The organism is Roseburia sp. 1XD42-69 (genome assembly GCF_003612565.1).
Lineage (GTDB): Bacteria > Bacillota > Clostridia > Lachnospirales > Lachnospiraceae > Roseburia_B.
Map to the genome: position 1 here is coordinate 1 of NZ_RAZG01000062.1, position 19,941 is coordinate 19,941.

Below are 19,941 nucleotides of genomic sequence, written 5' to 3' on the forward strand. Positions count from 1 at the left end.
GGAGGATGAGGAATTAAAAAAATCAGCATGAACTTTCAACTTTTTGTGTCCAAAGTATTGACATAGGTCCAATAAACGGAATTACTACGTTGTCAAACAGGATAAGCCCGCTTCCCGGCTCTGAATTGGTCACATGGGCAAGCTGTTTCTCTGACAGCCCTAACTTGTCGGCAAGTATCGCCTGGTCCTTTGCGTTTTGGTTGAGAAGATAAACAAAATCGGAGTTTCCGAGTATGCCCTCGATTTCCTCCGATTTCAAAAAATCGCCCACGTTCTGTGTCAAGCCTGTCGGTATGCCGCCCCATTTTCTGAACCTTTTCCAAATCTCCACCGAATAGATTGCTGTCTGCCTTTCTTTCAAAAGCAGGTGGAACTCATCACAGTAGTACCTTGTGGCAATCTTACGCTCCCTGTTCTGCGAAACACGGTTCCAGACTGCATCCTGCACGATTAACATCCCAAGCTCTTTGAGCTGGTTGCCCAAATCCCTGATGTCAAAGCACATAATCCTGTTCTGTGAATCCACGTTTGTACGGTGGTTGAAATAATTCTGTGAGCCATGCACATACAAAACAAGGCTGTTTGCGATACGCACCGCTTTCTGCTTCGCTTCTTTCTGCATCTCCGGGGCTACGTCCTTCGGCTCATATTTTAACAGCGCATTATACAAGTCCTCTAAAATGGGCATATTCTCCGGTTTTGGCTCTGCAAAATACCTGTCATAGATATGTTTGATGCAGGTGTCGATAATGCCTTTTTCATCATTTTCAAGACCGTTTTTCCCTCCGGCTATCAGATCGCACAGTGTAATGATAAAATCAGATTTCAGCTTTAACGCTTCCCGGTCATTCTTATGGGAAAGCTGAATGTCCATCGGGTTTAAGTAGTCCTTTGAATTGGTGGCAAGCCTTACCACCTGCCCGTTGAGCGCACCCACAAGGGCAAAATATTCTCCCTCCGGGTCACAGATAATCACATCGTCCCCGGTCATAAGGAAACAGGATAAAATCTCCCGCTTTGCGGAAAAAGATTTCCCGGAGCCGGGTGTGCCGAGGATTACCCCGTTTGGCGTCCGGAGCTTCTTTCTGTCCGCCATAATCATGTTGTTGGAAAGTGCGTTCAGACCGTAATAAATCGCCGGGGCAGGCATGAAAAGCTCCTGCGTACAGAATGGCACTAAGATTGCCGTACTCTTTGTGGTAAGCACCCGCTCTATCCCCGTATCATTGCAGCCAATCGGCGCACTCGCCATAAGCCCCTGCTCCTGTAGATACTGCATACACCTTAAATTACAGTTTGCCTGCTGGATAATGCCGGACACCCTCTGCGTGATGTTCTCCAGCGCCTTCTTGCTCCTGCCAAAACAGGTGATGAGGAAAGTCATCTTGATAATCTTCTGGTTGCTGGTATTCAGATCGTCAAGCAGCTCCAAGGTATCTTTTTCATAAGTGATGATGTCCGTGGGCAATAGCGATAGGTAAGCCTTTGAAATTATCTCCAGCTTTTCCCCCGCTTCACACCGGACATGCGACTTTCACCGCATCCGGCGTTCCATCAATCAAACAGTTTTCTTAGTCTCCTTAGTCATACCATTATGAGAATTATTTGTAAGATTTAGGCTCTCCAAGTCAATAGGTTTCCGATTTGCCAGTATTCGCAGTTTATTTAGATTCGCAAGTTGTGATGTGTCCAATTTAAGAGCGGAGAGATAAGAACAAATAGTGTCCTCACCAGCTGCGTGTATCAGTTCATGTACTGGCGCAAGCACCAATACAAGATTCTCATACTTATCACTGCCGCCAATGCTTTTTGGTTTTTTGTGATGACAGTGAATTTCTGATATACACTGAAATTCCTTTCCCGTTACTGCACACTTTCCCCATTGTGCGGAGAAAAGTGAGATACGGTTGTCCGCATACTCCGTACTGCGGCTGTATGTAGGCGCCCGCATTAGCTGTAACAGTAAGAAAGTGTTTATCCGTAAATTATCATGGATTTCACTTCTGCCTGCCGCTGTATAAGCGCATACTTTCCGCCGCTGGCTCATTGGATTTTTACATTGAACATAGCTTATCGGATAAATCGGCTCTTTGGATTGTGCGATATATCTTAGCTGTTCCGATTTCCCATATCTTTGGATTTCCATTTTTGTAAGGTCCCGGCCTTTTTCTTTTAGTCGGTGTGTTTTTCCAGATTTCAGTCTGTTTTTAAGGACTGTATTAACAACCCTGCCAATATCACCGCAATCAATGCTGATGTCCGTGGCTAACTGGTAATAATTCTGGATTCCCATGACCATTGAGTTGAACAGCCGGACTTCTCCGGCTTCCCCTCGGCCTTTTCTTGGAAATTTAATATTCCCGACTTGCCTTGTAAGATTGGCCTTGACCTTTTTGTATGCTTTATCACACATACGTGATTGGACGACGTACTTTTTCCCCTTTTTGCGTAGCCTGATTTTGAATCCGAGAAATTCAGAATAGCTCCGTCTGGTATCGACAACTTTCGTTTTCTCTGGTGAAACATCAAGACGCAGGCGTTCTTTCAGCCAATGTGTTACAGCAATCAGCGTCCGGTCTGCCTGTTCTTTTGTCCTGCAAAGAATCCGAAAATCATCTGCATATCTGACGATATACATTTCTTTCAGGCCCGTGTTCCGCATTGCCCGATACGCATGGCTTTGTATCGGACAGCCCGCCGCATTTTCTCTGTGAGAATAGTTTTCCGTTACCGGGTTGCACTGCCACTGGCTTTCTATCCAATGGTCAAGTTCATTCAGAACCACATTTGCCAGCAGAGGGGAAATAATGCCGCCCTGCGGCGTTCCCTTGGTTGGGTGTTCTGTGTGGCCGTCCGGCATGAGGATTGGTGTTTTGAGAATCCTGCGGATTACATAGAGCAGTTCTTTATCCCGGATATTCAGCGACCATAACTGTTTTATCAGCTTTGAGTGGTCTACATTGTCAAAGAAGCCCTTAATGTCAAACTCTACAACATAGTAAAGTCCTGACCTCTGCATAAGCCTGTAGATTGCGGCTATCGCATTTTCAACCGACCGGTTCGGGCGGAATCCATAGCTGTTATTGCTGAATCTGGCTTCGCAGACAGGCTCCATGACCTGCTTGATACACTGCTGAATCAGTCTATCCCAGATACAAGGGATTCCCAGGGGTCTGGTACTCCCATTGGGCTTTGGGATTTCTTTGCGTCTCACGCTTCTTGGGGTGTAGCCGTTTTTACCTCCCTTGACGATTTTGCATACCCTCGCTGTCACTTCATCAGCGGTAAGTTTACCAACATCAGAAATTTTCAGCTTGTCCGTTCCTGGTGTAAAACTCCCGGTATTAGATTTGATATTCCGATAGGCCAGCAAGATATTTTCTCTCGAAAGTATCACTTCCATCAGACCGTCAAAGATTTCTCCGGCCTGACTTCTGTTATACAGTTCATCAAAGGTAGTCTGCATATCGTAGTATTCGGCGTGGCGGAGATATTCCACGCATTTGGTTTTTGCTTTCTTCTCATTTGGCATCAGGCATCACTCTCCTTTATGGCGGGTGACTTCTTTTTGTCATACTCGCAATCCTAATTGCGACTAAGCGCTAAGTTGCCTGTCTGACTGACTTGAGGCCATCCCTCCGTTTTCCTCTTTTTCGCAGAAAACATCATCGGTTCGACCTCTGCTTTTCAGCAGTAGTGCAGCAGCTTATATGATTCGCCTGCTTACTTCCCAATGATAGAAGCCTACTGCCTTTCCTCGTTCCAACAATCCTATCTTTACATATACCTTTAGGTCTCCGCTTTAAGCCTGTCAGCTTGAACACGCCTGTAACGTGCTATGGTGTTTCATAACATCAATTTTTACTCCACCACACTGACTAGCGATTAACGCTACCGGCACATTTCTATGCCGTCATGGTATAGACCCTTACATTCGCGGTTTTCGTCAGTCATATTTCAAACATTCTGACCTTGGGTATTTTGTAGACCTCCGGCCTATAGGCAGCACCGTCCACCTCTGGACGGCTTTCGTGGGGCTGGTAATTATCCAGCAATCCATACGGCTGCTCTCAGCCGACTTCACCGAGCTTCTGACAGGTCAGTTTTCACTTTCACCCGCCAGTCGGAGTATTAAGGGGGGCGTTTCAGGGCGTTACCCCGTCATTCCACCTCTCGGATTGTTAGTTCTCCTAACATTTGAAATTTTCGTTCTTTTGTTAGTGCCTGATTTTGTCCTTCAACTACGAAGGCTTTGTTCAGGAACGAGTCGCACGAATGTCCATGTCATAACCAGATCGCACTGCCTTCTTCTGTTCCTCAATCTTCATTTTCTGGATATTGGTGAGTGCGCCCTTTAACATCTTGATTGCCTTTACCGGGTCCATTGTCTGCATATGCAGCGTGACCGTAAGGTTGTCATCAATGTCAAGGAGCTTTTTTAACAGCTCGTCATTGAACCTCGGCGCAATAATGTCGAGATAGTGGACACTCCCATACATCTTCCCGGTCTTGAAGCGGCTCGGATAACGGAAATCGAATCCCGGCGGCGCTATGTAGTCCTTTACGCTCTTTCCCGACTCCGACAATTCTTTAAATGAAAAACGGAAAGGCTCCATTGTGTCCTGGTTGAAATACTCATGCAGGACACGCAGGCGCTCCTTCCCGTCAAGGCTTCTGGCATGGGTGCCGAGGTTCAGGAAATTCTTGATGACATCAGCTTCTATGCTGCCCATCTTCGCCTTTGCTTCCTTATACCCTTTGCACTCGATACCAAAAATAAGGTATTTTGATTTGATGATCCCGTTGTTTCCCTTTGCTGCCTGTTTTTTTAACATTTCCGTGTATTCCTCACGAATGTCGTCAAATTCATCACCCTGCAAGGGTATGTCAAACTGGTCTATCAGTGTCTGCTCGTTGACCTGCCTGTTGAACAAAAACAGCTCAAACCGTATGGACGGGTCAAAGTAATTGATAAGCCTGCTGTATTCCTCTAAAATCTCTCCCTGATCCTCTATCTCCAGAAGGTCATAGTTAATGTCGAAAAACTCGACCATTTTTGTATAGTAACCGGAAGATACCTGGCAGATGCCGTCACGGTACATCTTTTTAAATGTGATCGTTTTCTGCGCTGTGTCTGGTATCTCCGCCTTTTTGCCATTCCCGGCAAGGGTGCTTTTTAACTCCCTTAACCGTTTCTTTTCAGAAAAATTAAGCCCCGCTTTCGGCTTGGCTTTGCTGCCCTGCGGCTTTTTCTTCAAGATAACGCACCTCCTTCTTTAATTTTTCCCTCTCCTCCAGCTTCTTGTAGAGGTTTTCCGATTTATAGGGACGTATCCCCGGCGTGAGCAGCTTCTGCCGCACCATGAAGTATAAAATCTTCTCTGCCGGGAAACCGTCTTTTTCATACATTGCCAAAAAGAAGAAAGGCAGCATAAGGGCTACCATGATGAGTGCCGAAGCCTGTGTGCCTAACACACCCTTTGTCACAAGGTAAAAGGGTATCCCCACCGCTGCGGCACTCCCAAAGCAGATAAGCTGGCGTTTGGTAAGGTTCATCGCTACCTTTGTCTTGATGCCGCTCAAATCTTTTGGCACTGCTACTGATATTGCCATAAGCATTGTGACCGGATATTTTACATTTCCGGTGTTTCCTCCTTCCTGCTGATACTATAAAACTGCTGTCTGTCTAATGGGCATTCAGCACACTTTTACTGAGCGATCCTGTCTTGAATAAGCTGAAGCACAGGATAACGGTATAAGCCGCCACTGACCAGAGCGCCGTGTGCAGGTTGCCCGCAACCGTAACGCTGGCAACGAGTACCGAGTAAATGCCGACACAGACCATAATGAAAAAGCCCTGAAATGCAAGGGCGCAAAGCCCCTTGATGTAGTTATTTCCGATGCTGCCCCATTCCCGGTTGCTTAAAGTTGCAAAGGGAACCGGAGCCACTGAAATATAAAGGTATATCTCTATCATGCGCCCGTATAAAATGACGGTGATGAGGACGGACATGATTTTCATACACAGGCTGACAATCATGGTTTCTATCCCAAGCCCAATCAGTTCGCCAATGCCCATAGTGGAAAGCTGGTTGTTGAACATATCCGTCAGCGTGGTGGTCACGTCAATGCTTGTGGAGCCTGATATGACACCCGCCGCATTGGTCACGATATGGTTGCCCACATCGAAAATTGCCATAGTGATGTCAAAAGTCTTGCTAAGGAGCATCACTGCAACACACGCTTTCACGAGGTAGCGGAAGAAAAACTCACTCCCTACCTCGTGCATATTGTTTTTGTCCATTACCATCGTTATCAGCTCATAACACAAAATTGCGCTGATGATAAGCCCCGCTATGGGAATCATGACATTCTCTGAAAGGTTCCGGATCATGGAAAAAATGCTTCCGTTCCATGCGCTGGGTGTCTGCCCGACTTCCCCTGCAATCTCGCCCACTTTTGTATTCACGTCCGTGAACATCGTTTCGAGGTTGCCAAGCACCCACCCTTGCAGCATTTCCTTTATAAATTCAGTGATTTTGTCAATGATCGCCCCCATGAATTAGGAGAACAGTGTCGTAAGCTGTGGAATCACCGTCTGCGCCACGATTACAATGCCGCCGCCCGCCATGAGCTGTTTAATCCCCTGCGATTTTGCTCAGATGTGATAAAGAAGCATTAGAAGTGTAAAAAATTTTGCCGTTCCCGTCCAGCACCATATTCATGTGCCGGACAGGTCAGGCTTTCATTCAGGCAAGTCAACCTTGCCGACAAAACTGTAATAAATCTCTATTTCCTGCCGCCTTAAATTCCCATGCATCCGCCCGTCGGCGGCTGTTGCCTCATGGACAACGATTTTCTCCACAAACTCCCGCAGCAGGGTAGGAGTGAGTTCCTCAAAGGCTGTGTGCTTACGGATCACGTTCATAAACTTTTCAGCGTTGGCTGTTGCCTCCCTTGTCTTTGCCAGTTCCTTTTGCAGTTCCGCCGCACGTTCCTTCAGCTTTTTCTGTTCGACTTCATAATCCGCCGACAGTTCCATGAAACGCTCATCAGAAATGCGCCCGCTTACGCTGTCCTCATACAGCCTTTTGAAGATGTTTGACAGTTCCGCAATCCGTTTTTCAACCGCATCCAGTTCTTTCCGTTTTGCCGCATCCCTGCGTTTCCCGCCGTCCTCATTCTGCTCAACTAAGAGCTTCATAAAGCGTGTTTCATGCTTTGCCGCATAGTTTGTCACTTTGCGCAGGTTTTCGGTCACTCCGGCGATTAAGAGGTCTGTACGGATAAAGTGCGCCGTACAGTCCCTTGTACGTTTCTTATAACTCCCACAGATGTAGCAGTCCTGTTTCCTTTTGGCGTTCTGATACCTCTGCTGGTAAAGGACGCTCCCACAGTCGGCACAGAACAGTATGCCGGAAAACAAACCCACCTCGTCATATCTGTTTGGGCGCTTGCGCTGTTTCCTTAGTTCCTGCACACGCTCCCATGTTTCAGCATCAAGTATCGGCTCATGCGTATTTTCAAATACCATCTGTTTTTCTTCGGGATTGTCCACGCTTGATTTTACCTTGTAAGACACTTTTTCCGTCTTGAAGTTCACCGTATGCCCTAAATACTCCTTGCGTTCCAAAATGTGTATGACTGTATTGGTTGCCCATTTGCAGGGATAATCAGGATAGTAGCGGCGTGTGCTGCCCGTTCTCCGGTACTCAAGCGTACCCGGCGTCGGTATTTCCTGCTCTGTCAGCATACGGGCAATCTTAGTCGGTCCGTTCCCTGCAAGACATAAACTGTATATCTGCCTTACAACGGGTGCGGCTTCCTCGTCAATGATGAAACGTCCGTCCTCACCTTTCAGATAGCCATAGACGGGCTGGCTTGTGATGGGCTTGCCGCTCATGCCCTTGCTTCGGAAAACCGCTTTAATCTTTTTGCTCGTGTCCCTCACCATCCATTCGTTGAATATGTTGCGCAGGGGAGCGAAGTCGTTCTCGCCCTGTGCGCTGTCCACCCCGTCATTGATAGCGATGAAGCGGACACCGTTCTGCGGGAATATCATGTCCGTATACATTCCCACCTGTAAATAATTCCGCCCTAACCTTGACATATCCTTTACGATTACCGTACCGACAATGCCCGCCTCAATGTCGGCAAGCATGGCTTGAAAGCCCGGTCTTTGGAAGTTTGCGCCCGAATACCCGTCATCCGTATACCAGCGGATATTGGCGAAACCGTTCTGCTTTGCATAGCTTTCAAGGATACGTTTCTGGTTGCTTATGGAGTTTGACTCCCCTTGCAGCTCATCTTCGTGTGATAATCTCGGATACAGGGCAGTGATAAGGTTCTGCGCTGTCTGTCTTGCCATAGTTCTCTCCATTTCCGACAGCCAAACCCACTATTCCGTATGGCTATCATAACATATCTGAAACTGTATGTACAGTTCTTTTTGCTACTTTATAAGCATTAATTTTGATAAATTTTATTGTAGGGCATATCGCATTATGCTGTATATTCCGGTCTGTTGCCCGCCATGCTTTCCGCTTCAAGCACACGCATCATCTTGTCAGCGGCAGTGGAAACGGCATCTTCCTTGAAAAAGCCGGACACGACAAGAATGGTGTTCCCCATGCGTGTTTCCGTCACACAGTCAGGGCGGCGTACAGCATTTCGGCTGTTTTTCTCTTTCTCCATAGGCTCTCCTTTCATTCCATCAGCTTTTTTAGGCGTTCCATTTTCTGCTGTGCCGTTATTTTGCGGAAATCGCCGCCCGTAAAGCGGACAGGCACACACATTTCAAGCAGCCTGCCATAAATGCGTGCGTGTGGCACGTCCTCTGGATTCCTAAGCTGCTCCGGCGTAAGGTTCGTTGTTGCGATTAACGGTTTTTTGCTGATATACCGGCTGTCTATCACGTTGTAGACCTGCTCAAGTCCATATTCTGTCCCCCTCTCCATGCCGAAATCATCAAGGATAAGCAGGGGATAGGAGCAGAGCCTTACGATGTATTCATTCCTGTTTTCCGAGCCGTAGAAAAGGTTGTTCAAAATCGTTGCAAAGTTCGTCATGCAGACGGGTATCTCCTTCTCCATGAGGGCATTGGCAATACAGCCTGCAAAATAGCTTTTCCCCGATCCGACATTCCCCCACAGTAAGTAACCGAGGTTTTCAGTCCGTACCGTTTCCCACTTCTCCACATAAGAGTACGCTTTCCCTATCTGCGGGCATTTCCCGTTGTCATTTTCAAAAGTCCAGTGACGCATGGCAGGATTGGAAAATCCTTCCCGTTTCAGACGCTCCACTTCGGCATTGTGCTTTTCGTCCGCATCCCTTTTTTCCAGCCTTTCACGCTCTGCCCTGCGGCAGTCACATTCAGACGGGTGACGGTCACGTCCGAACAATGCTTTGCCTTGTGGGAAATAGGCTTCTTTCGGTTTATGGCATTTCCCGCAGTGTAGTAAACCGTCCTCCCCTATGTAATCCTCTGGCTCCTGCGTGGTGTCCATCATATTCAGTATCGTATCAGTTAAACCGTTCATAAGCTGTCCTCCTCACTGTATGAATAATCGGGTATCCCCTTCTTTGGCGCTGTTTTGTCAGCGTCCTCCTGTGCCCATTTGTAAATCGTGGCAGCATGGTTATTGTACTGTTTCCCGCTTGAAGCGATATGTAAAGACAGACGGTCAATGTAATATTCCCACTTGTCGGGCAGTTCCGATTTCAGACCGTTAATCTCCGCATCAGAAAGAAAAACATTATTAAATTTCCCATAAGCGGCGGGGGCGGGCGTTCCGTTCTCTCCCTCTCCCTCTTTCTCTAACTCTTTATCTCTCTCTATCTCTTTCTCTCTCTCTACGCTACAAATCTGTTTCAGATTGTTACAGCCTGTTTCATTCGTGTTACATTGTAACAGCCTGCCCTCTGTGTCAGACTGTTTTTTCCGTTCCCTGTGCTCCCTCACACGCATAGCCGAAGCTGTTTCCGAGCCGATGATTGTCGGCACTTCTGTGAGCTGGTACTCGTCATCATCGCCAATCTCTATCAGCCCATGCCGCTGTAAAAATACAAGTGTCAGCTTCACATTCTCTGCATCCTCGTCAAGCGCAAGGGCAATTTCCGAAGCAAAGTTGTCCTCCACGCCCTCAAAGTAAAGTTTCCCCTCGTCCTTGAGCGAAAGCAGCATCATTTTCAGATAGATAATCGTATGCGTATCGCCGCCCGCTATAGAGCGTAACTTCTTGATTCGCTTGTCTGAAAACCAGTCCGCTTTCAGTTTCAGCCAGTAATATCTTTTTGCCATAAATGCCTCCTTAAACGCACAAAAAGGACAGTGCCGACCGATTCCCTGCGGTCTGCATCTGCCCTTACGCTGTGTTAATGATTTTTATAATCCCTTATGATGTTTTCTGTATGTAATCGGGAAATATATTTCAGAAAAAATCAGGATTGTTCTGTATGAAATTGTTCCTCCTGCATGGAATCTTCCGGTCAAAGTTCCAGCTTGTCCGCTCCGTATTTCCGAAGGACACGCTTCAGGATTTCTTTGTCCCCGCCCTCCGCTTTGGTATACATTTCCATGAGCTTTTCCTGCTCAGACAAGGTGAGGGTGTTGCAGTACGGCTTATAGCTGTCCATAATGAAAATCCCTCCGCCTTCCCCCGGTTTTGTATAGACAGGGTAGCCGTATGAGAGGGCTGCAACATCATGTAATATTGTGCGCCTTGTAACGCCAAATTCCTGCGCCAGTTCCCTTGATGTAACATGACCGCTGACTACAAGAATACTGATAATCTCCATTCTGCGGTCTGCGGCGGTCATTCTGTCCCCTCCTTTCTGTCAGCCCCAGTATTATTGTATAAGTTAAATAGGCAAAAACCTTTCCTATTTAAAAAAATATTTTCAAAAATTTTTAACAAAAAACAAATGGCAATTCGATATGTTTTTGAGAGGTTTACCCATATGGGCTAAAACCTGCTTACTGTTCTTTTTGGAAACAGCAAGCACTGCCTGCGTATATACGCAGGGCGTAATAGCAAGCACTGCCTGTGTCATGACACAGGGCAGAATAGCAAGCACTGCCTATGGACGTCCACAGGCAGTTTTTTTACAGATTTTCCATGAATGGAAATCTGTAAAAATTGCTCATAAGGGGAATATCCCCCTACCCCCCTTTACATTAAAAACCAAACGAATTTTATATTGGAAAAGGTAAACTACATAATAGCTTTTAGCTTCATTGCAATTCATCTCAATATGTATAACAAATCTTTCTTAATATAAATTCTAATAGTTATGCACTTATATATTTTTGTTCTACTTTTTACCATGTTTCCATTTTCTTCTTGCTCCAATTTCTATTGTGTTTACAAAAATAAAAAGCACTAAGAAATGAAATTATACAACGGTCATTTCCCAGTGCTTAACCTTCAAATTCCAACCACTTTCAATTCTATAATCAGCTAAGGGAATTCTTTTTCCCTAAAATCAATATCCACCTATGATTAAAGCAGATACCGTTATCTGTTTCATAAAGATCAAAGCCTGTTTTTTCCCCACCATTTATATCTGCTTTCATTCTTTCTATGATGTTGCTTTTGACAGGTTCAGCGGTTTTTGTCAGTTCAAGCCAATCCTCTAAACGTAATGGCATTTTTGTCATTTCACATTTTTCTACCGTCAGATGATTGTCTGAATACATCTTCAACATTTCTTCCCTGCTTAGGTTTTTTACATGGGACGGGTCACGCAGGGTTTCGATTTCATCTTCTGTTTTCCGAAGCGGCTCGTCCGCCGCTTCCATATCAATCATTATCAGTTTCCCGCCCGGTTTCAGTACCCGCACCATTTCACGGAAAACGCTGTCTGTATCTGTAAAATGATGAAAGGCAAGGCGGGATAAAACAATGTCAAAGCTGTTATCCAAAAACGGTAATTCCTCCGCATACCCTTTGACAAAAACCATGTTGTCTAAATGATTTTTGGCTGCGTCCTGTTTTCCGACTTGGAGCATGGGAGCTGTTGCGTCCAGACATACAACTGTGCGAACCATAGGCGCAAACGCCCGCCCGCAGGCGCAGGTTCCGGCAGCTACTTCCAGTACAATATCCGTCCCGGCAGGACTGGCGGCATTTACTGTGTAATCAAGATATTCTTTTTTTGTGAAGTTGACAGATTTACTGTCAAAATTAGGGGCTTGTACCGCAAATGAACGGTTAAGTGCTTCTAAGTTTTTTGGTATCATAATGCTGTTCCTTTCGTTGGAATAAATAAGTGCTGCATATCTGCATTTTCTAAAGTCAGCAGTTTTACTTTTTTGTCAATTCCCCCGGCATATCCCGTCAGACTTCCGTTTGTCCCGACTACTCTGTGGCAGGGAACAATAACAGATAATTCATTATGTCCTACTGCGCCGCCTACTGCCTGTGCCGACATTCGGGAAAGTCCTTTCTGTGCGGCGATTTCTCTGGCAATTTCCCCATAAGTGACGGTCTTTCCGTAGGGTATCTTTTGCAGGATTTTCCAAACAGAAAGCTGAAAAGGAGTGCCGATCATATGGATAGGCGGTAAAAAATCCGGCTCTCTGCCCGAAAAATAAATTGTCAGCCATTTTTTTGTCTGTTCCAAAACAGGTGTGTCTTTTTCTTCATGTTCCGGGTCAAGGTGGTCTGCATAATACTTTTCGCCGTCAAACCATAGCCCGGTCAGCCCTGTTTCATCAGCGGCAAGAAGAATACCGCCAATAGGCGAATTATAATGAGTTGTATATTGCATTTTTTCCCTTTCGTTATATGTTGAAATATCTGTTAGCGTCAGCCGGGGCTTCGTCCCTCATAGTCATGGTATAGCAGCGCAGGGGAGTGACTACCGTGATCTTGTAATCAATGAAGTCCTGTTCCCTGCCCGCTTTTTGGCAGATACGGTGTTTTTCCATATTGCGCCATTTTGTAACGCTTTCCTCGTCTTTCCACTCGGATTTACTAAGCAGTTTCCCTTTTGCGGAAAGGCTTTCAAAGCGTTCTGAACCGATAAAGCCGTCTGCCTTTGCTAATGCCTCTTTCAAGGAAGCAGCCATATTCAGATAGTCGTCCATTCTGCCCTCTTTGACAGTTACCTCAAATAATACAATTACGTTTGCCATTTTGTGTTACCTCCTTATTTCTCATACATATTTTGCAGGGGCGAAAACCGCCCTGTATTGCTTCTTCCAGTGTGCCAAACAGTACAATGTTCTTTTCTAACGGCAGTTTGGCGGGGCAGCCCGGATTGCAGACAATCTTTGTGGTCTTTACCCCGTAATAAAATTTGCCGTCATACTGTTTATTTCTTTCTGTTATTGCTTTTATCTGTTCCTGTCTGTTCATTTTTCTTTATTCCTTTCGGCACATATCAGCTTTCGTTTTCTATCATTTCAATTCTGCGGATATGCCGCCCGTCATTTGAAAATTCCGCTTCGAGAAACGTGTCAACAATATCTAATGCAAGCCCTTTTCCAATTACCCGTTCCCCTAATGCCAAAATATTAGCGTGGTTATGTTCTTTCGCCGCCCTTGCGCTGAATGTGTCCGTACATGACGCTGCACGGATACCGGGTATCTTGTTTGCAGCTATGGAAATTCCGATCCCTGTGCCGCAGATTAAAATTCCCCCGGTTATCTCGCCGTTTTTAATTCCCTGTGCTACTGCTTTTGCGTAAATGGGATAATCGCAGCTTTCTTCGGAATAGCACCCGTAGTCTTTTACCTCATATCCCTTTTCTTTCAAGTGCTGAATAACGGTCTGCTTTAAGCTAAAACCGCCGTGGTCGCTTCCAATGCCTATCATTTTATTTTCTCCTTATATTTTTTAGTTGCCGTACTTTTTTTCGGCGTTTTTGTTTTAGGTGCATAATCTTTCATGCCCGGTATTGCGCCGCCTGCAACCGCCCAAAAGTACAGGCTTGCAACGCTGCAATATGGGCTGAACCGCCTGCGGTACTTTTCAAATAATTTACGGTCTATCTTTCTATGGTGGTAAACCATGCGAAGCCCACGTTGTATTGCCAAATCGTCAAAGCTGAAAATATCGGGTCTTTGCAGGCAGAACAGCAAAATCATTTCAGCCGTCCACACACCAATTCCCTTTAGGGCAGAGAGTTCTTTTATGGCTTCTTCATCAGACAGTTTTGAAACGCCCTGCAAGTCAAATTCTCCGTTCTGCACTTTAGCTGCAAAGTCAGTAATATATTCTGCCTTACGGAAAGTCATGCCGAAAGACTGTAATTTTGAAATACCGGCAGCTAAAATATTTTCGGCGTTTACGTCCCCGAAGCAGTCACTCATTCGCAACCATATGGTAGCCTGCGCTTTGGTAGAAATCTGTTGTCCTATGATATGATGTATGACAGAGGAAAATAAATCAGTGTCAATCTCACGTTCAATATGACCGACTGTATCAATGACTTCTGCTAAAGCTTTATCTTTGCTTTTCAAATAGTCGGTTTCCTTGCTGCTATATCTGAAATACAATCCTGCACCTCCCGTCTGTAAAAAGCGGCTTGACACCTTTTTAATCATTGCACTATAATTTTATCACGAAAAAAAGATAAATAATATTAGAAAAACGTCAAAAATTATCAATATATCTCCAAACGAAAGGGCGTATATACATGAAAACTGAAAAAGAAAACTATCTCAACTCTATAAATCTGTATGTTGATACAGATTTTCCTTATCTTGTCCTTGACGTGATTAACGACAGGAGCTATCCCCGCAATCCCGGCTTTCAAGTCATGCACTGGCATGAGGATTTACAGTTTATTTATGTTTTAAGCGGGGCTGTTGAAGTAAAAACGCTTGATGATACTGTTTCCATGCAGGCAGGAGAGGGTATTTTTATCAACAAAAATGTGGTGCATTTTGTACAGCGCACGGGAGAATGTCATTATAACAGCTTTATTTTTCCGGCGCAGTTCCTTGAATTTTCTTTCCATAGCCCGGCGAAACTGTTTGTTGATGATATTATTGAAAATGAGCAGTTTTCTCTTTTCCATTTTACAAGAGGGGAAGAATGGCAGGAAAAGGCATTGTCGCTTTTGTGCAGGCTTTCAGAATTAGAAAAGAATAAAACAGAATTTTATGTTTATGAGGTATTAGTGCTTTTGACTGCCCTTTGGCTCATTATGAGAAAAAATATTCTGTTGCCACCAAAACAGCAGGAAAATACCGTCAGTATGCGTATGCAGAAATTTTTACGCCACATTGAACAGCATTACCCGGAAGATTTGACACTGGCAGATATAGCGGGAAGCGCAAGCGTGAGTAAATCGGAGTGTTTAAGGTGCTTTAATTTGAGTTTACAGACAACACCCTATAAATATCTCATGGAATATCGGCTGTCAAAGGCGGCAGAGCTGCTTAAAAAAACAGATCAGCCCGTTAGTGATATTGCTGCCTGCGTTGGTTTTCATCAAATAAGCCATTTTGGGAAATGTTTCAAAGAGAAAACAGGGTATTCGCCTAGTAAATATAGAAATATAGAAAAAAACGATTAACCTTGCATTCTGCAGGACATAAACATTTAACTGCCCGCATCATGGAAATGTGCATAACTGGCTATGGAGTCATGGATAACTGTGTTCACAGCATATGGAAAAGCAAAGTACAGCTTTCCCACATCCTGCAAACACAGTTACCCACAACTCCATAAACAGCCAGTTATACGACATTTCCACAATGCCTACGCCTGCGGAATCCATCTCATTCATTCTATCTTTTTATTCAAAACAGGTATTCTGCTGATTAAGAAAAGCCCTGCATATTTATCATATACAGAGCCATTCTAAACTTTTTTGCCCTCTACATACATAGAGCATTTTCTTTCTGCAAAATCCATTTTACAGAGTGATACCCGCCTTTTTTGCAAAATAGTCTTTTCTCCCGATAAGTTCCGACTGTTTTTCCTTTGGCAGATTATTGAATAAATCATCATAAAGAACATCAGCTAACTGCATTTCCCTTGCAAGCAAAAACACATTTAGACTAAGCCATTCCTCCCAAAGCCCTTCAAATAAGCTGTGACTGTCTGTATAAGTATCAAGTTCTTCAAAGCCATATGACTGTGTATAGCACTGCAATTTGACAAAACCATACCTTCCGACATCAACCAGTAAAATATCTTCGTCCTCTATTTCGTACAACTCCGCAAACGCATCAATCACTTTACGGCACTTTTCCCGTTCTTCCTCTGTGATATATACTGTTTTTTCCATGCTCAATTACCTCTATCCTTTCAAATCGTGGAATATTGTTTTCAGTTCCTACAATGCTTCTAAACCACATATTTGAAATGCCACATACGCCATTTTATACGGAATAGAGGTATGGCTGTCTGCATTTTTAGTGTGTTACTTTATGACACCTGTGCATTTGCGCCCGGATTATCATTTCCGTATCCCTCAAGCAGATTGATCACGCCCCATACTGCCACGCCTGCGCCGATTGCTGTCACGACTGTCTTTAATCCTGTTACTGCTGTTGTAAAAAAACTCATAATTTTTACCTCTTTCTTTCCTTAAATTTGATTTTTTGATAAAGAAAGAGCTTTGATATGTAAATCCCCCGCCCTTTGTGGTAAAATAAGGGCAGGGAAATCCTTTGGGAGAACCCTGCGGGCATCCGGTACATTCAGTTTGGCGATTGGCTGTGCCGGGTGTCTTGATTTTTGTCCTTTCCCAAATACATTCAAAACTCCGTTTTCTGACTTCCGGTTTTATTCCCCAAAAGTCCTGTGTCTGGTTTACAGTTCCATATTCAGTTGTCTTTCACTTCTGGACATCATGTCCAAAAGTTTCCCTTTATTCAGTTGTGTCCGGGGAATCTTCTTCCTGCCCGCTGACTTCCCCACAGTCAAAGGCATCATCCACCTCCGTATTTAAAGTGACTTTCATGTGCTGCAGGTGCTTCACATAGTCCTCAATGTCAAAGGTGTTTTTCTGGTCATAATCAGACAGCTCTCTGTATCTGCTATGCTTCGTTATATCGAATTTATCCGAGAAGAATGGTCTGACACCTCTAAGCTGCATGATACATTTCCCGCCGTCCATGACCGCAATCTCGTCCTGCGACATCAGTTCTTTGACACATTGCCAAGTGAAGAATTCATTCCTTTTGCTTTTTCATACACGGAATCTTGTAGATGTTCTATAAATGTGCTAAACTATAGCAAATCAGAATATAAGGAGAAATATATATGCGTATTTGGAAAATAGTATTTTCGGTTCTGACAGTTGTTTTTGGTTCTATTGGATTGATGAAATTACTGCCTTATGATATAACGTTACCTATTATGTTTGTGTTTATGGGATTAGTTATGTCATTAAATGCGAAAGAATGCTATGATAAAAAATCGAAAACAGATGCTGCTATTTTTGGCGGAGTAGCAATTTTTGTTTATGCAGTCACAGCATTTAATTTGGTTAGCCGATTGCTATAATTCAAATTTGCGAGGGAAAATATATGATTAGAATAAGACCATATAAAGCTTCGGATGTAGATACGATATTATCGTGGTGTCAAGATGAAAAAGCATTTTATCAATGGACAGCAGGTGTACTTGGTAATTACCCAATAACACAAAATGAATTTTGCTTTGTTGAATCTCTAATGCCGTTTACTGCATTTGATGAAACTGGAATTGTTGGTTTTTTTACACTAAGGAATCCTGATGAATCTTTGGATGAATTACGCTTTGGATTTGTTATTATAAATCCTCACAAGAGAGGAAAAGGCTATGGAAAAGCTATGCTCCAGTTAGGTCTAAAATTTGCATTTGAAATATATGGAGCAAAAAAAGTATCATTGGGTGTTTTTGAGAATAATCTTCCAGCTTATTACTGTTATAAGGCAGTCGGTTTTAGCGACGTAGTTCTTGATACAACAGAAAGATATTGTATTCTGGGTGAGGAATGGAAGTGCAAAGAATTGATTATGGAAAATAGATAGATTCCAGTTTATAGATTTGAACAAATCGGTATTTAAGGAGTTGTTGAAATGGAGATTAGATACATCACCAAAGATGATAATCCTCTTGAAATAAGCAAAATATATGAAAGTAGTTGGAAATACGCATATAAAAACATTATTCCTCAAAACTATCTTAATAGTATTCCAACGGGGCAATGGGCTAATAGTATCAATAAAATTGGTATGAATAACCTTGTTCTGATAGAACATGGGCGTCTTATAGGTACTGCAAGTTTCTGTAAATCAAGATGGGAAAAATACAGCGAATATGGAGAAATCGTTTCCATATATTTTTTGCCTGATTACATTGGAAAAGGATACGGTAGGTTATTGCTTAACAAGTGTATTAAAGAATTAAAACAATGCGGATTTAGTAAAGTGCTTTTATGGGTTTTGGAGGATAATCATAGAGCAAGAAAATTTTATGAAAAAAACGGATTTATTTATTCAGAAGTATTTCGGGATGATAATATCGGTGGGAAAGATATAAGAGAGGTATTGTATTTCCTTGTATAGATAAATTCAAATTTGTGAGGATGAATGTGATGCGTGAATTGATGTTGGTTAGGCCATCTAAACTATATGCAAAACAAGTCATGTCATATAAAGAAGAAATGTTACAATGTGGAGATAGTTTTGATGGTTGTGCAGGTCTTGAAGATGTCCAATCATTTGATGAGTGGATTGACTTTGAGAGAAGATTAAGAGAAAAATATAAAAGCGGATATGTTCCATCAGAAGTGTTTTTAGCGGTAAGGCGAAAAGACGATTTTGTTGTTGGTATGATTGATTTTCGACACCCATTATCGGATTTTCTCAAAAATTTTGGGGGTAATATTGGATATAGTGTTCGTCCGTCAGAAAGACGAAAAGGTTATGCGTCTGAAATGCTGGGATTAGTTTTACCTTTTTGCCGTGCGTTTGGAGAAAGCAAGGTTTTAGTAACCTGCGATAAGGGAAATGTAGCTTCGCAAAGGACGATTATTAAAAACGGTGGAGTGATGGAAAATGAAATTGTTGATACAGTGGGATTAAGTAAAAGCGGCATTATTCAAAGATTTTGGATTTCAATATAGTGTCTTTCTCAACCATTTCCAGTTTGACATACTGGGAAATCGCAATTTAAAGGAGAAAATTATGAATATAGAACAATTTTGGAAAGCCGTTCTTGCCCAAGATGAAAGAGAAATTAGAAAATACTTTCATGCAGAAGCCTATGTAAATTGGCATTGCACCAACGAGCATTTTACGGTGGATGAATATATTGTTGCGAATTGTGAGTACCCCGGAGAATGGGACGGACTCGTTGAAAGAGTAGAAATTGTGAATGATTTAATTATTACAGTTGTTCGTATCTATCCCAAAGATAGAAGTATTTCTTTTCATGTGACTTCGTTTATTCAAACAAAAAACGATAAAATTACAGCAATGGACGAATATTATGCCGATGATGGAATGGCACCACAATGGAGATTGGATAAACGCATTGGAACACCTATCAAATAAATCCCAGTTTATTCTGGAAGCCGGAGAATAGGGAACCCGGCTTCTTTTTCATGTGCAGGCGGAAAGAAAACCCTTCTCCCAAAAAGAGAGAAGGGCATTGCCGTTATTCTGTTACCGCCGGTATCTCACCGACAAAGTTATAAATGATTTTGATTTCCTGAAATTTCTCCCCGCCAACCTTTTTTACCTCACCCACCAGAATCCGGCTGATAAGGCGGTTTAAGATACCCTCGTCCAGTTCCCGGACTGCGGCGTACTGCCTGATTTCCCGGATAAAGGTGCGGACATCACTTTCCTGCTCATTGGAACGGCGCAGGGAGAGTGCCAGTTCTTTAAGCTGCTTCTGGTTTTCCTCCTGTTCCCGTTCCATTGCCGCCGTCAGCTTCACAAACCGCTGCTCGGACAGGATTCCCTTTGCCTTGTCGGTATACAGGTT

At 43.7% G+C, this 19,941-nt stretch carries 24 protein-coding genes and 3 pseudogenes; 6 read left to right on the forward strand and 21 right to left on the reverse strand.

Translation table 11 applies throughout. The annotated features are described in order from the left end of the window. Positions 1-70 precede the first annotated feature (70 nt). From D7Y06_RS19600 to D7Y06_RS19680, 17 genes and pseudogenes are all read right to left on the reverse strand, one after another. A pseudogene (locus tag D7Y06_RS19600) lies at positions 71-1,471 on the reverse strand (VirB4-like conjugal transfer ATPase, CD1110 family); the annotation flags it as partial. An 87-nt stretch (positions 1,472-1,558) separates the two neighbouring features. Beyond that, entirely contained in the window at positions 1,559-3,532 is a 1,974-nt protein-coding gene (gene ltrA / locus D7Y06_RS19605) for a group II intron reverse transcriptase/maturase (protein WP_120409381.1), read from the reverse strand. A 724-nt stretch (positions 3,533-4,256) separates the two neighbouring features. Continuing rightward, positions 4,257-5,258 carry a conjugal transfer protein TraE gene (locus tag D7Y06_RS19610; protein ID WP_243119412.1) on the reverse strand — a complete coding sequence of 334 codons (1,002 nt, stop codon included), beginning with the start codon at positions 5,256-5,258 and terminating at the stop codon, positions 4,257-4,259. Beyond that, entirely contained in the window at positions 5,209-5,613 is a 405-nt protein-coding gene (locus D7Y06_RS19615; protein ID WP_120409400.1) for a PrgI family protein, read from the reverse strand. The genes D7Y06_RS19610 and D7Y06_RS19615 overlap by 50 nt, the downstream gene beginning before the upstream one ends. A 73-nt stretch (positions 5,614-5,686) precedes the next feature. Continuing rightward, the gene (locus tag D7Y06_RS19620) at positions 5,687-6,559 is read right to left on the reverse strand and encodes a VirB6/TrbL-like conjugal transfer protein, CD1112 family (protein ID WP_120409382.1); all 873 of its coding nucleotides are present in this window, start codon (positions 6,557-6,559) and stop codon (positions 5,687-5,689) included. 3 nt (positions 6,560-6,562) lie between these two features. Next, a pseudogene (locus D7Y06_RS19625) lies at positions 6,563-6,646 on the reverse strand (Maff2 family mobile element protein); the annotation flags it as partial. Positions 6,647-6,745: 99 nt separating this feature from the next. Continuing rightward, the gene (locus D7Y06_RS19630; RefSeq protein ID WP_120409383.1) at positions 6,746-8,368 is read right to left on the reverse strand and encodes a recombinase family protein; all 1,623 of its coding nucleotides are present in this window, start codon (positions 8,366-8,368) and stop codon (positions 6,746-6,748) included. A 134-nt stretch (positions 8,369-8,502) separates the two neighbouring features. Continuing rightward, positions 8,503-8,694: a transposon-encoded TnpW family protein gene (locus D7Y06_RS19635; RefSeq protein WP_243119413.1), complete on the reverse strand. Its 192-nt coding sequence runs from the start codon at positions 8,692-8,694 to the stop codon at positions 8,503-8,505. A gap of 11 nt (positions 8,695-8,705) precedes the next feature. After that, the gene (locus D7Y06_RS19640) at positions 8,706-9,539 is read right to left on the reverse strand and encodes an ATP-binding protein (protein WP_120409385.1); all 834 of its coding nucleotides are present in this window, start codon (positions 9,537-9,539) and stop codon (positions 8,706-8,708) included. Further along, positions 9,536-10,300 carry a phage replisome organizer N-terminal domain-containing protein gene (locus D7Y06_RS19645; RefSeq protein WP_120409386.1) on the reverse strand — a complete coding sequence of 255 codons (765 nt, stop codon included), beginning with the start codon at positions 10,298-10,300 and terminating at the stop codon, positions 9,536-9,538. Before D7Y06_RS19645 ends, D7Y06_RS19640 begins: the two co-directional genes overlap by 4 nt. A gap of 188 nt (positions 10,301-10,488) precedes the next feature. Further along, a complete protein-coding gene (locus tag D7Y06_RS19650) occupies positions 10,489-10,818 on the reverse strand; it encodes a helix-turn-helix transcriptional regulator (protein WP_120409387.1) in 330 nt (109 codons plus the stop codon). Positions 10,819-11,455: 637 nt separating this feature from the next. Then, entirely contained in the window at positions 11,456-12,241 is a 786-nt protein-coding gene (locus D7Y06_RS19655; protein ID WP_120409388.1) for a class I SAM-dependent methyltransferase, read from the reverse strand. Continuing rightward, positions 12,238-12,771 carry a methylated-DNA--[protein]-cysteine S-methyltransferase gene (locus D7Y06_RS19660; RefSeq protein ID WP_120409389.1) on the reverse strand — a complete coding sequence of 178 codons (534 nt, stop codon included), beginning with the start codon at positions 12,769-12,771 and terminating at the stop codon, positions 12,238-12,240. The genes D7Y06_RS19655 and D7Y06_RS19660 overlap by 4 nt, the downstream gene beginning before the upstream one ends. A gap of 13 nt (positions 12,772-12,784) precedes the next feature. Beyond that, positions 12,785-13,138: an antibiotic biosynthesis monooxygenase family protein gene (locus tag D7Y06_RS19665; protein WP_120409390.1), complete on the reverse strand. Its 354-nt coding sequence runs from the start codon at positions 13,136-13,138 to the stop codon at positions 12,785-12,787. After that, complete coding sequence (locus D7Y06_RS19670; protein WP_120409391.1) at positions 13,113-13,361, reverse strand: Ada metal-binding domain-containing protein; 249 nt, start codon at positions 13,359-13,361, stop codon at positions 13,113-13,115. The genes D7Y06_RS19665 and D7Y06_RS19670 overlap by 26 nt, the downstream gene beginning before the upstream one ends. Positions 13,362-13,386: 25 nt before the next feature. Next, a complete protein-coding gene (gene rpiB / locus D7Y06_RS19675) occupies positions 13,387-13,821 on the reverse strand; it encodes a ribose 5-phosphate isomerase B (RefSeq protein WP_120409392.1) in 435 nt (144 codons plus the stop codon). After that, positions 13,818-14,504 (reverse strand): DNA-3-methyladenine glycosylase family protein, encoded by a 687-nt coding sequence (locus D7Y06_RS19680; RefSeq protein WP_120409393.1) that lies wholly within the window; start codon positions 14,502-14,504, stop codon positions 13,818-13,820. Before D7Y06_RS19680 ends, rpiB begins: the two co-directional genes overlap by 4 nt. A 140-nt stretch (positions 14,505-14,644) precedes the next feature. Between D7Y06_RS19680 and D7Y06_RS19685 the strand changes: the two genes are divergently transcribed. Beyond that, on the forward strand, positions 14,645-15,529 hold the full coding sequence (locus tag D7Y06_RS19685) for a helix-turn-helix transcriptional regulator (RefSeq protein WP_120409394.1): 885 nt from the start codon (positions 14,645-14,647) through the stop codon (positions 15,527-15,529). A gap of 342 nt (positions 15,530-15,871) precedes the next feature. On the opposite strand, the gene D7Y06_RS19690 is transcribed toward D7Y06_RS19685, so the two are convergent. The 3 genes and pseudogenes from D7Y06_RS19690 to D7Y06_RS19700 all read right to left on the reverse strand — a co-directional run. Then, positions 15,872-16,246 (reverse strand): hypothetical protein, encoded by a 375-nt coding sequence (locus tag D7Y06_RS19690; protein WP_120409395.1) that lies wholly within the window; start codon positions 16,244-16,246, stop codon positions 15,872-15,874. 140 nt (positions 16,247-16,386) lie between these two features. Next, positions 16,387-16,527, reverse strand: coding sequence for a Maff2 family mobile element protein (locus D7Y06_RS19695; protein WP_120409396.1), 141 nt, complete (start codon positions 16,525-16,527; stop codon positions 16,387-16,389). A 304-nt stretch (positions 16,528-16,831) separates the two neighbouring features. Continuing rightward, positions 16,832-17,113 (reverse strand): annotated as a pseudogene (locus D7Y06_RS19700) (VirD4-like conjugal transfer protein, CD1115 family); the annotation flags it as partial. Between the two features lie 113 nt (positions 17,114-17,226). Here D7Y06_RS19700 and D7Y06_RS19705 point away from each other — a divergent pair. From D7Y06_RS19705 to D7Y06_RS19725, 5 genes are all read left to right on the forward strand, one after another. Then, positions 17,227-17,469 carry a hypothetical protein gene (locus tag D7Y06_RS19705; RefSeq protein WP_004604838.1) on the forward strand — a complete coding sequence of 81 codons (243 nt, stop codon included), beginning with the start codon at positions 17,227-17,229 and terminating at the stop codon, positions 17,467-17,469. Positions 17,470-17,492: 23 nt separating this feature from the next. Further along, the gene (locus tag D7Y06_RS19710) at positions 17,493-17,978 is read left to right on the forward strand and encodes a GNAT family N-acetyltransferase (RefSeq protein WP_004604839.1); all 486 of its coding nucleotides are present in this window, start codon (positions 17,493-17,495) and stop codon (positions 17,976-17,978) included. Positions 17,979-18,026: 48 nt separating this feature from the next. Continuing rightward, positions 18,027-18,515 (forward strand): GNAT family N-acetyltransferase, encoded by a 489-nt coding sequence (locus D7Y06_RS19715; protein WP_016284635.1) that lies wholly within the window; start codon positions 18,027-18,029, stop codon positions 18,513-18,515. 29 nt (positions 18,516-18,544) lie between these two features. Beyond that, the gene (locus tag D7Y06_RS19720; protein WP_120409398.1) at positions 18,545-19,075 is read left to right on the forward strand and encodes a GNAT family N-acetyltransferase; all 531 of its coding nucleotides are present in this window, start codon (positions 18,545-18,547) and stop codon (positions 19,073-19,075) included. A 61-nt stretch (positions 19,076-19,136) separates the two neighbouring features. Continuing rightward, positions 19,137-19,505 carry a hypothetical protein gene (locus tag D7Y06_RS19725; RefSeq protein ID WP_016286587.1) on the forward strand — a complete coding sequence of 123 codons (369 nt, stop codon included), beginning with the start codon at positions 19,137-19,139 and terminating at the stop codon, positions 19,503-19,505. 103 nt (positions 19,506-19,608) lie between these two features. Here D7Y06_RS19725 and D7Y06_RS19730 read toward each other — a convergent pair. Continuing rightward, on the reverse strand, positions 19,609-19,941 hold a 333-nt coding region (locus D7Y06_RS19730; protein ID WP_120409399.1), incomplete at its 5' end, for a DUF4368 domain-containing protein.

Bases quoted from the DNA above. Each gene is read 5' to 3' on its own strand.
- D7Y06_RS19705 (WP_004604838.1), top strand. From the start codon at position 17,227: ATGCGTATTTGGAAAATAGTATTTTCGGTTCTGACAGTTGTTTTTGGT.
- D7Y06_RS19720 (WP_120409398.1), top strand. From the start codon at position 18,545: ATGCGTGAATTGATGTTGGTTAGGCCATCTAAACTATATGCAAAACAA.
- D7Y06_RS19660 (WP_120409389.1), bottom strand. From the start codon at position 12,771: ATGCAATATACAACTCATTATAATTCGCCTATTGGCGGTATTCTTCTT.
- ltrA (WP_120409381.1), bottom strand. From the start codon at position 3,532: ATGCCAAATGAGAAGAAAGCAAAAACCAAATGCGTGGAATATCTCCGC.
- D7Y06_RS19695 (WP_120409396.1), bottom strand. From the start codon at position 16,527: ATGAGTTTTTTTACAACAGCAGTAACAGGATTAAAGACAGTCGTGACA.
- D7Y06_RS19615 (WP_120409400.1), bottom strand. From the start codon at position 5,613: ATGGCAATATCAGTAGCAGTGCCAAAAGATTTGAGCGGCATCAAGACA.
- D7Y06_RS19620 (WP_120409382.1), bottom strand. From the start codon at position 6,559: ATGGGGGCGATCATTGACAAAATCACTGAATTTATAAAGGAAATGCTG.
- D7Y06_RS19640 (WP_120409385.1), bottom strand. From the start codon at position 9,539: ATGAACGGTTTAACTGATACGATACTGAATATGATGGACACCACGCAG.
- D7Y06_RS19630 (WP_120409383.1), bottom strand. From the start codon at position 8,368: ATGGCAAGACAGACAGCGCAGAACCTTATCACTGCCCTGTATCCGAGA.
- D7Y06_RS19685 (WP_120409394.1), top strand. From the start codon at position 14,645: ATGAAAACTGAAAAAGAAAACTATCTCAACTCTATAAATCTGTATGTT.
- D7Y06_RS19645 (WP_120409386.1), bottom strand. From the start codon at position 10,300: ATGGCAAAAAGATATTACTGGCTGAAACTGAAAGCGGACTGGTTTTCA.
- D7Y06_RS19725 (WP_016286587.1), top strand. From the start codon at position 19,137: ATGAATATAGAACAATTTTGGAAAGCCGTTCTTGCCCAAGATGAAAGA.
- D7Y06_RS19650 (WP_120409387.1), bottom strand. From the start codon at position 10,818: ATGACCGCCGCAGACCGCAGAATGGAGATTATCAGTATTCTTGTAGTC.
- D7Y06_RS19715 (WP_016284635.1), top strand. From the start codon at position 18,027: ATGGAGATTAGATACATCACCAAAGATGATAATCCTCTTGAAATAAGC.
- D7Y06_RS19665 (WP_120409390.1), bottom strand. From the start codon at position 13,138: ATGGCAAACGTAATTGTATTATTTGAGGTAACTGTCAAAGAGGGCAGA.
- rpiB (WP_120409392.1), bottom strand. From the start codon at position 13,821: ATGATAGGCATTGGAAGCGACCACGGCGGTTTTAGCTTAAAGCAGACC.
- D7Y06_RS19655 (WP_120409388.1), bottom strand. From the start codon at position 12,241: ATGATACCAAAAAACTTAGAAGCACTTAACCGTTCATTTGCGGTACAA.
- D7Y06_RS19690 (WP_120409395.1), bottom strand. From the start codon at position 16,246: ATGGAAAAAACAGTATATATCACAGAGGAAGAACGGGAAAAGTGCCGT.
- D7Y06_RS19670 (WP_120409391.1), bottom strand. From the start codon at position 13,361: ATGAACAGACAGGAACAGATAAAAGCAATAACAGAAAGAAATAAACAG.
- D7Y06_RS19635 (WP_243119413.1), bottom strand. From the start codon at position 8,694: ATGGAGAAAGAGAAAAACAGCCGAAATGCTGTACGCCGCCCTGACTGT.
- D7Y06_RS19710 (WP_004604839.1), top strand. From the start codon at position 17,493: ATGATTAGAATAAGACCATATAAAGCTTCGGATGTAGATACGATATTA.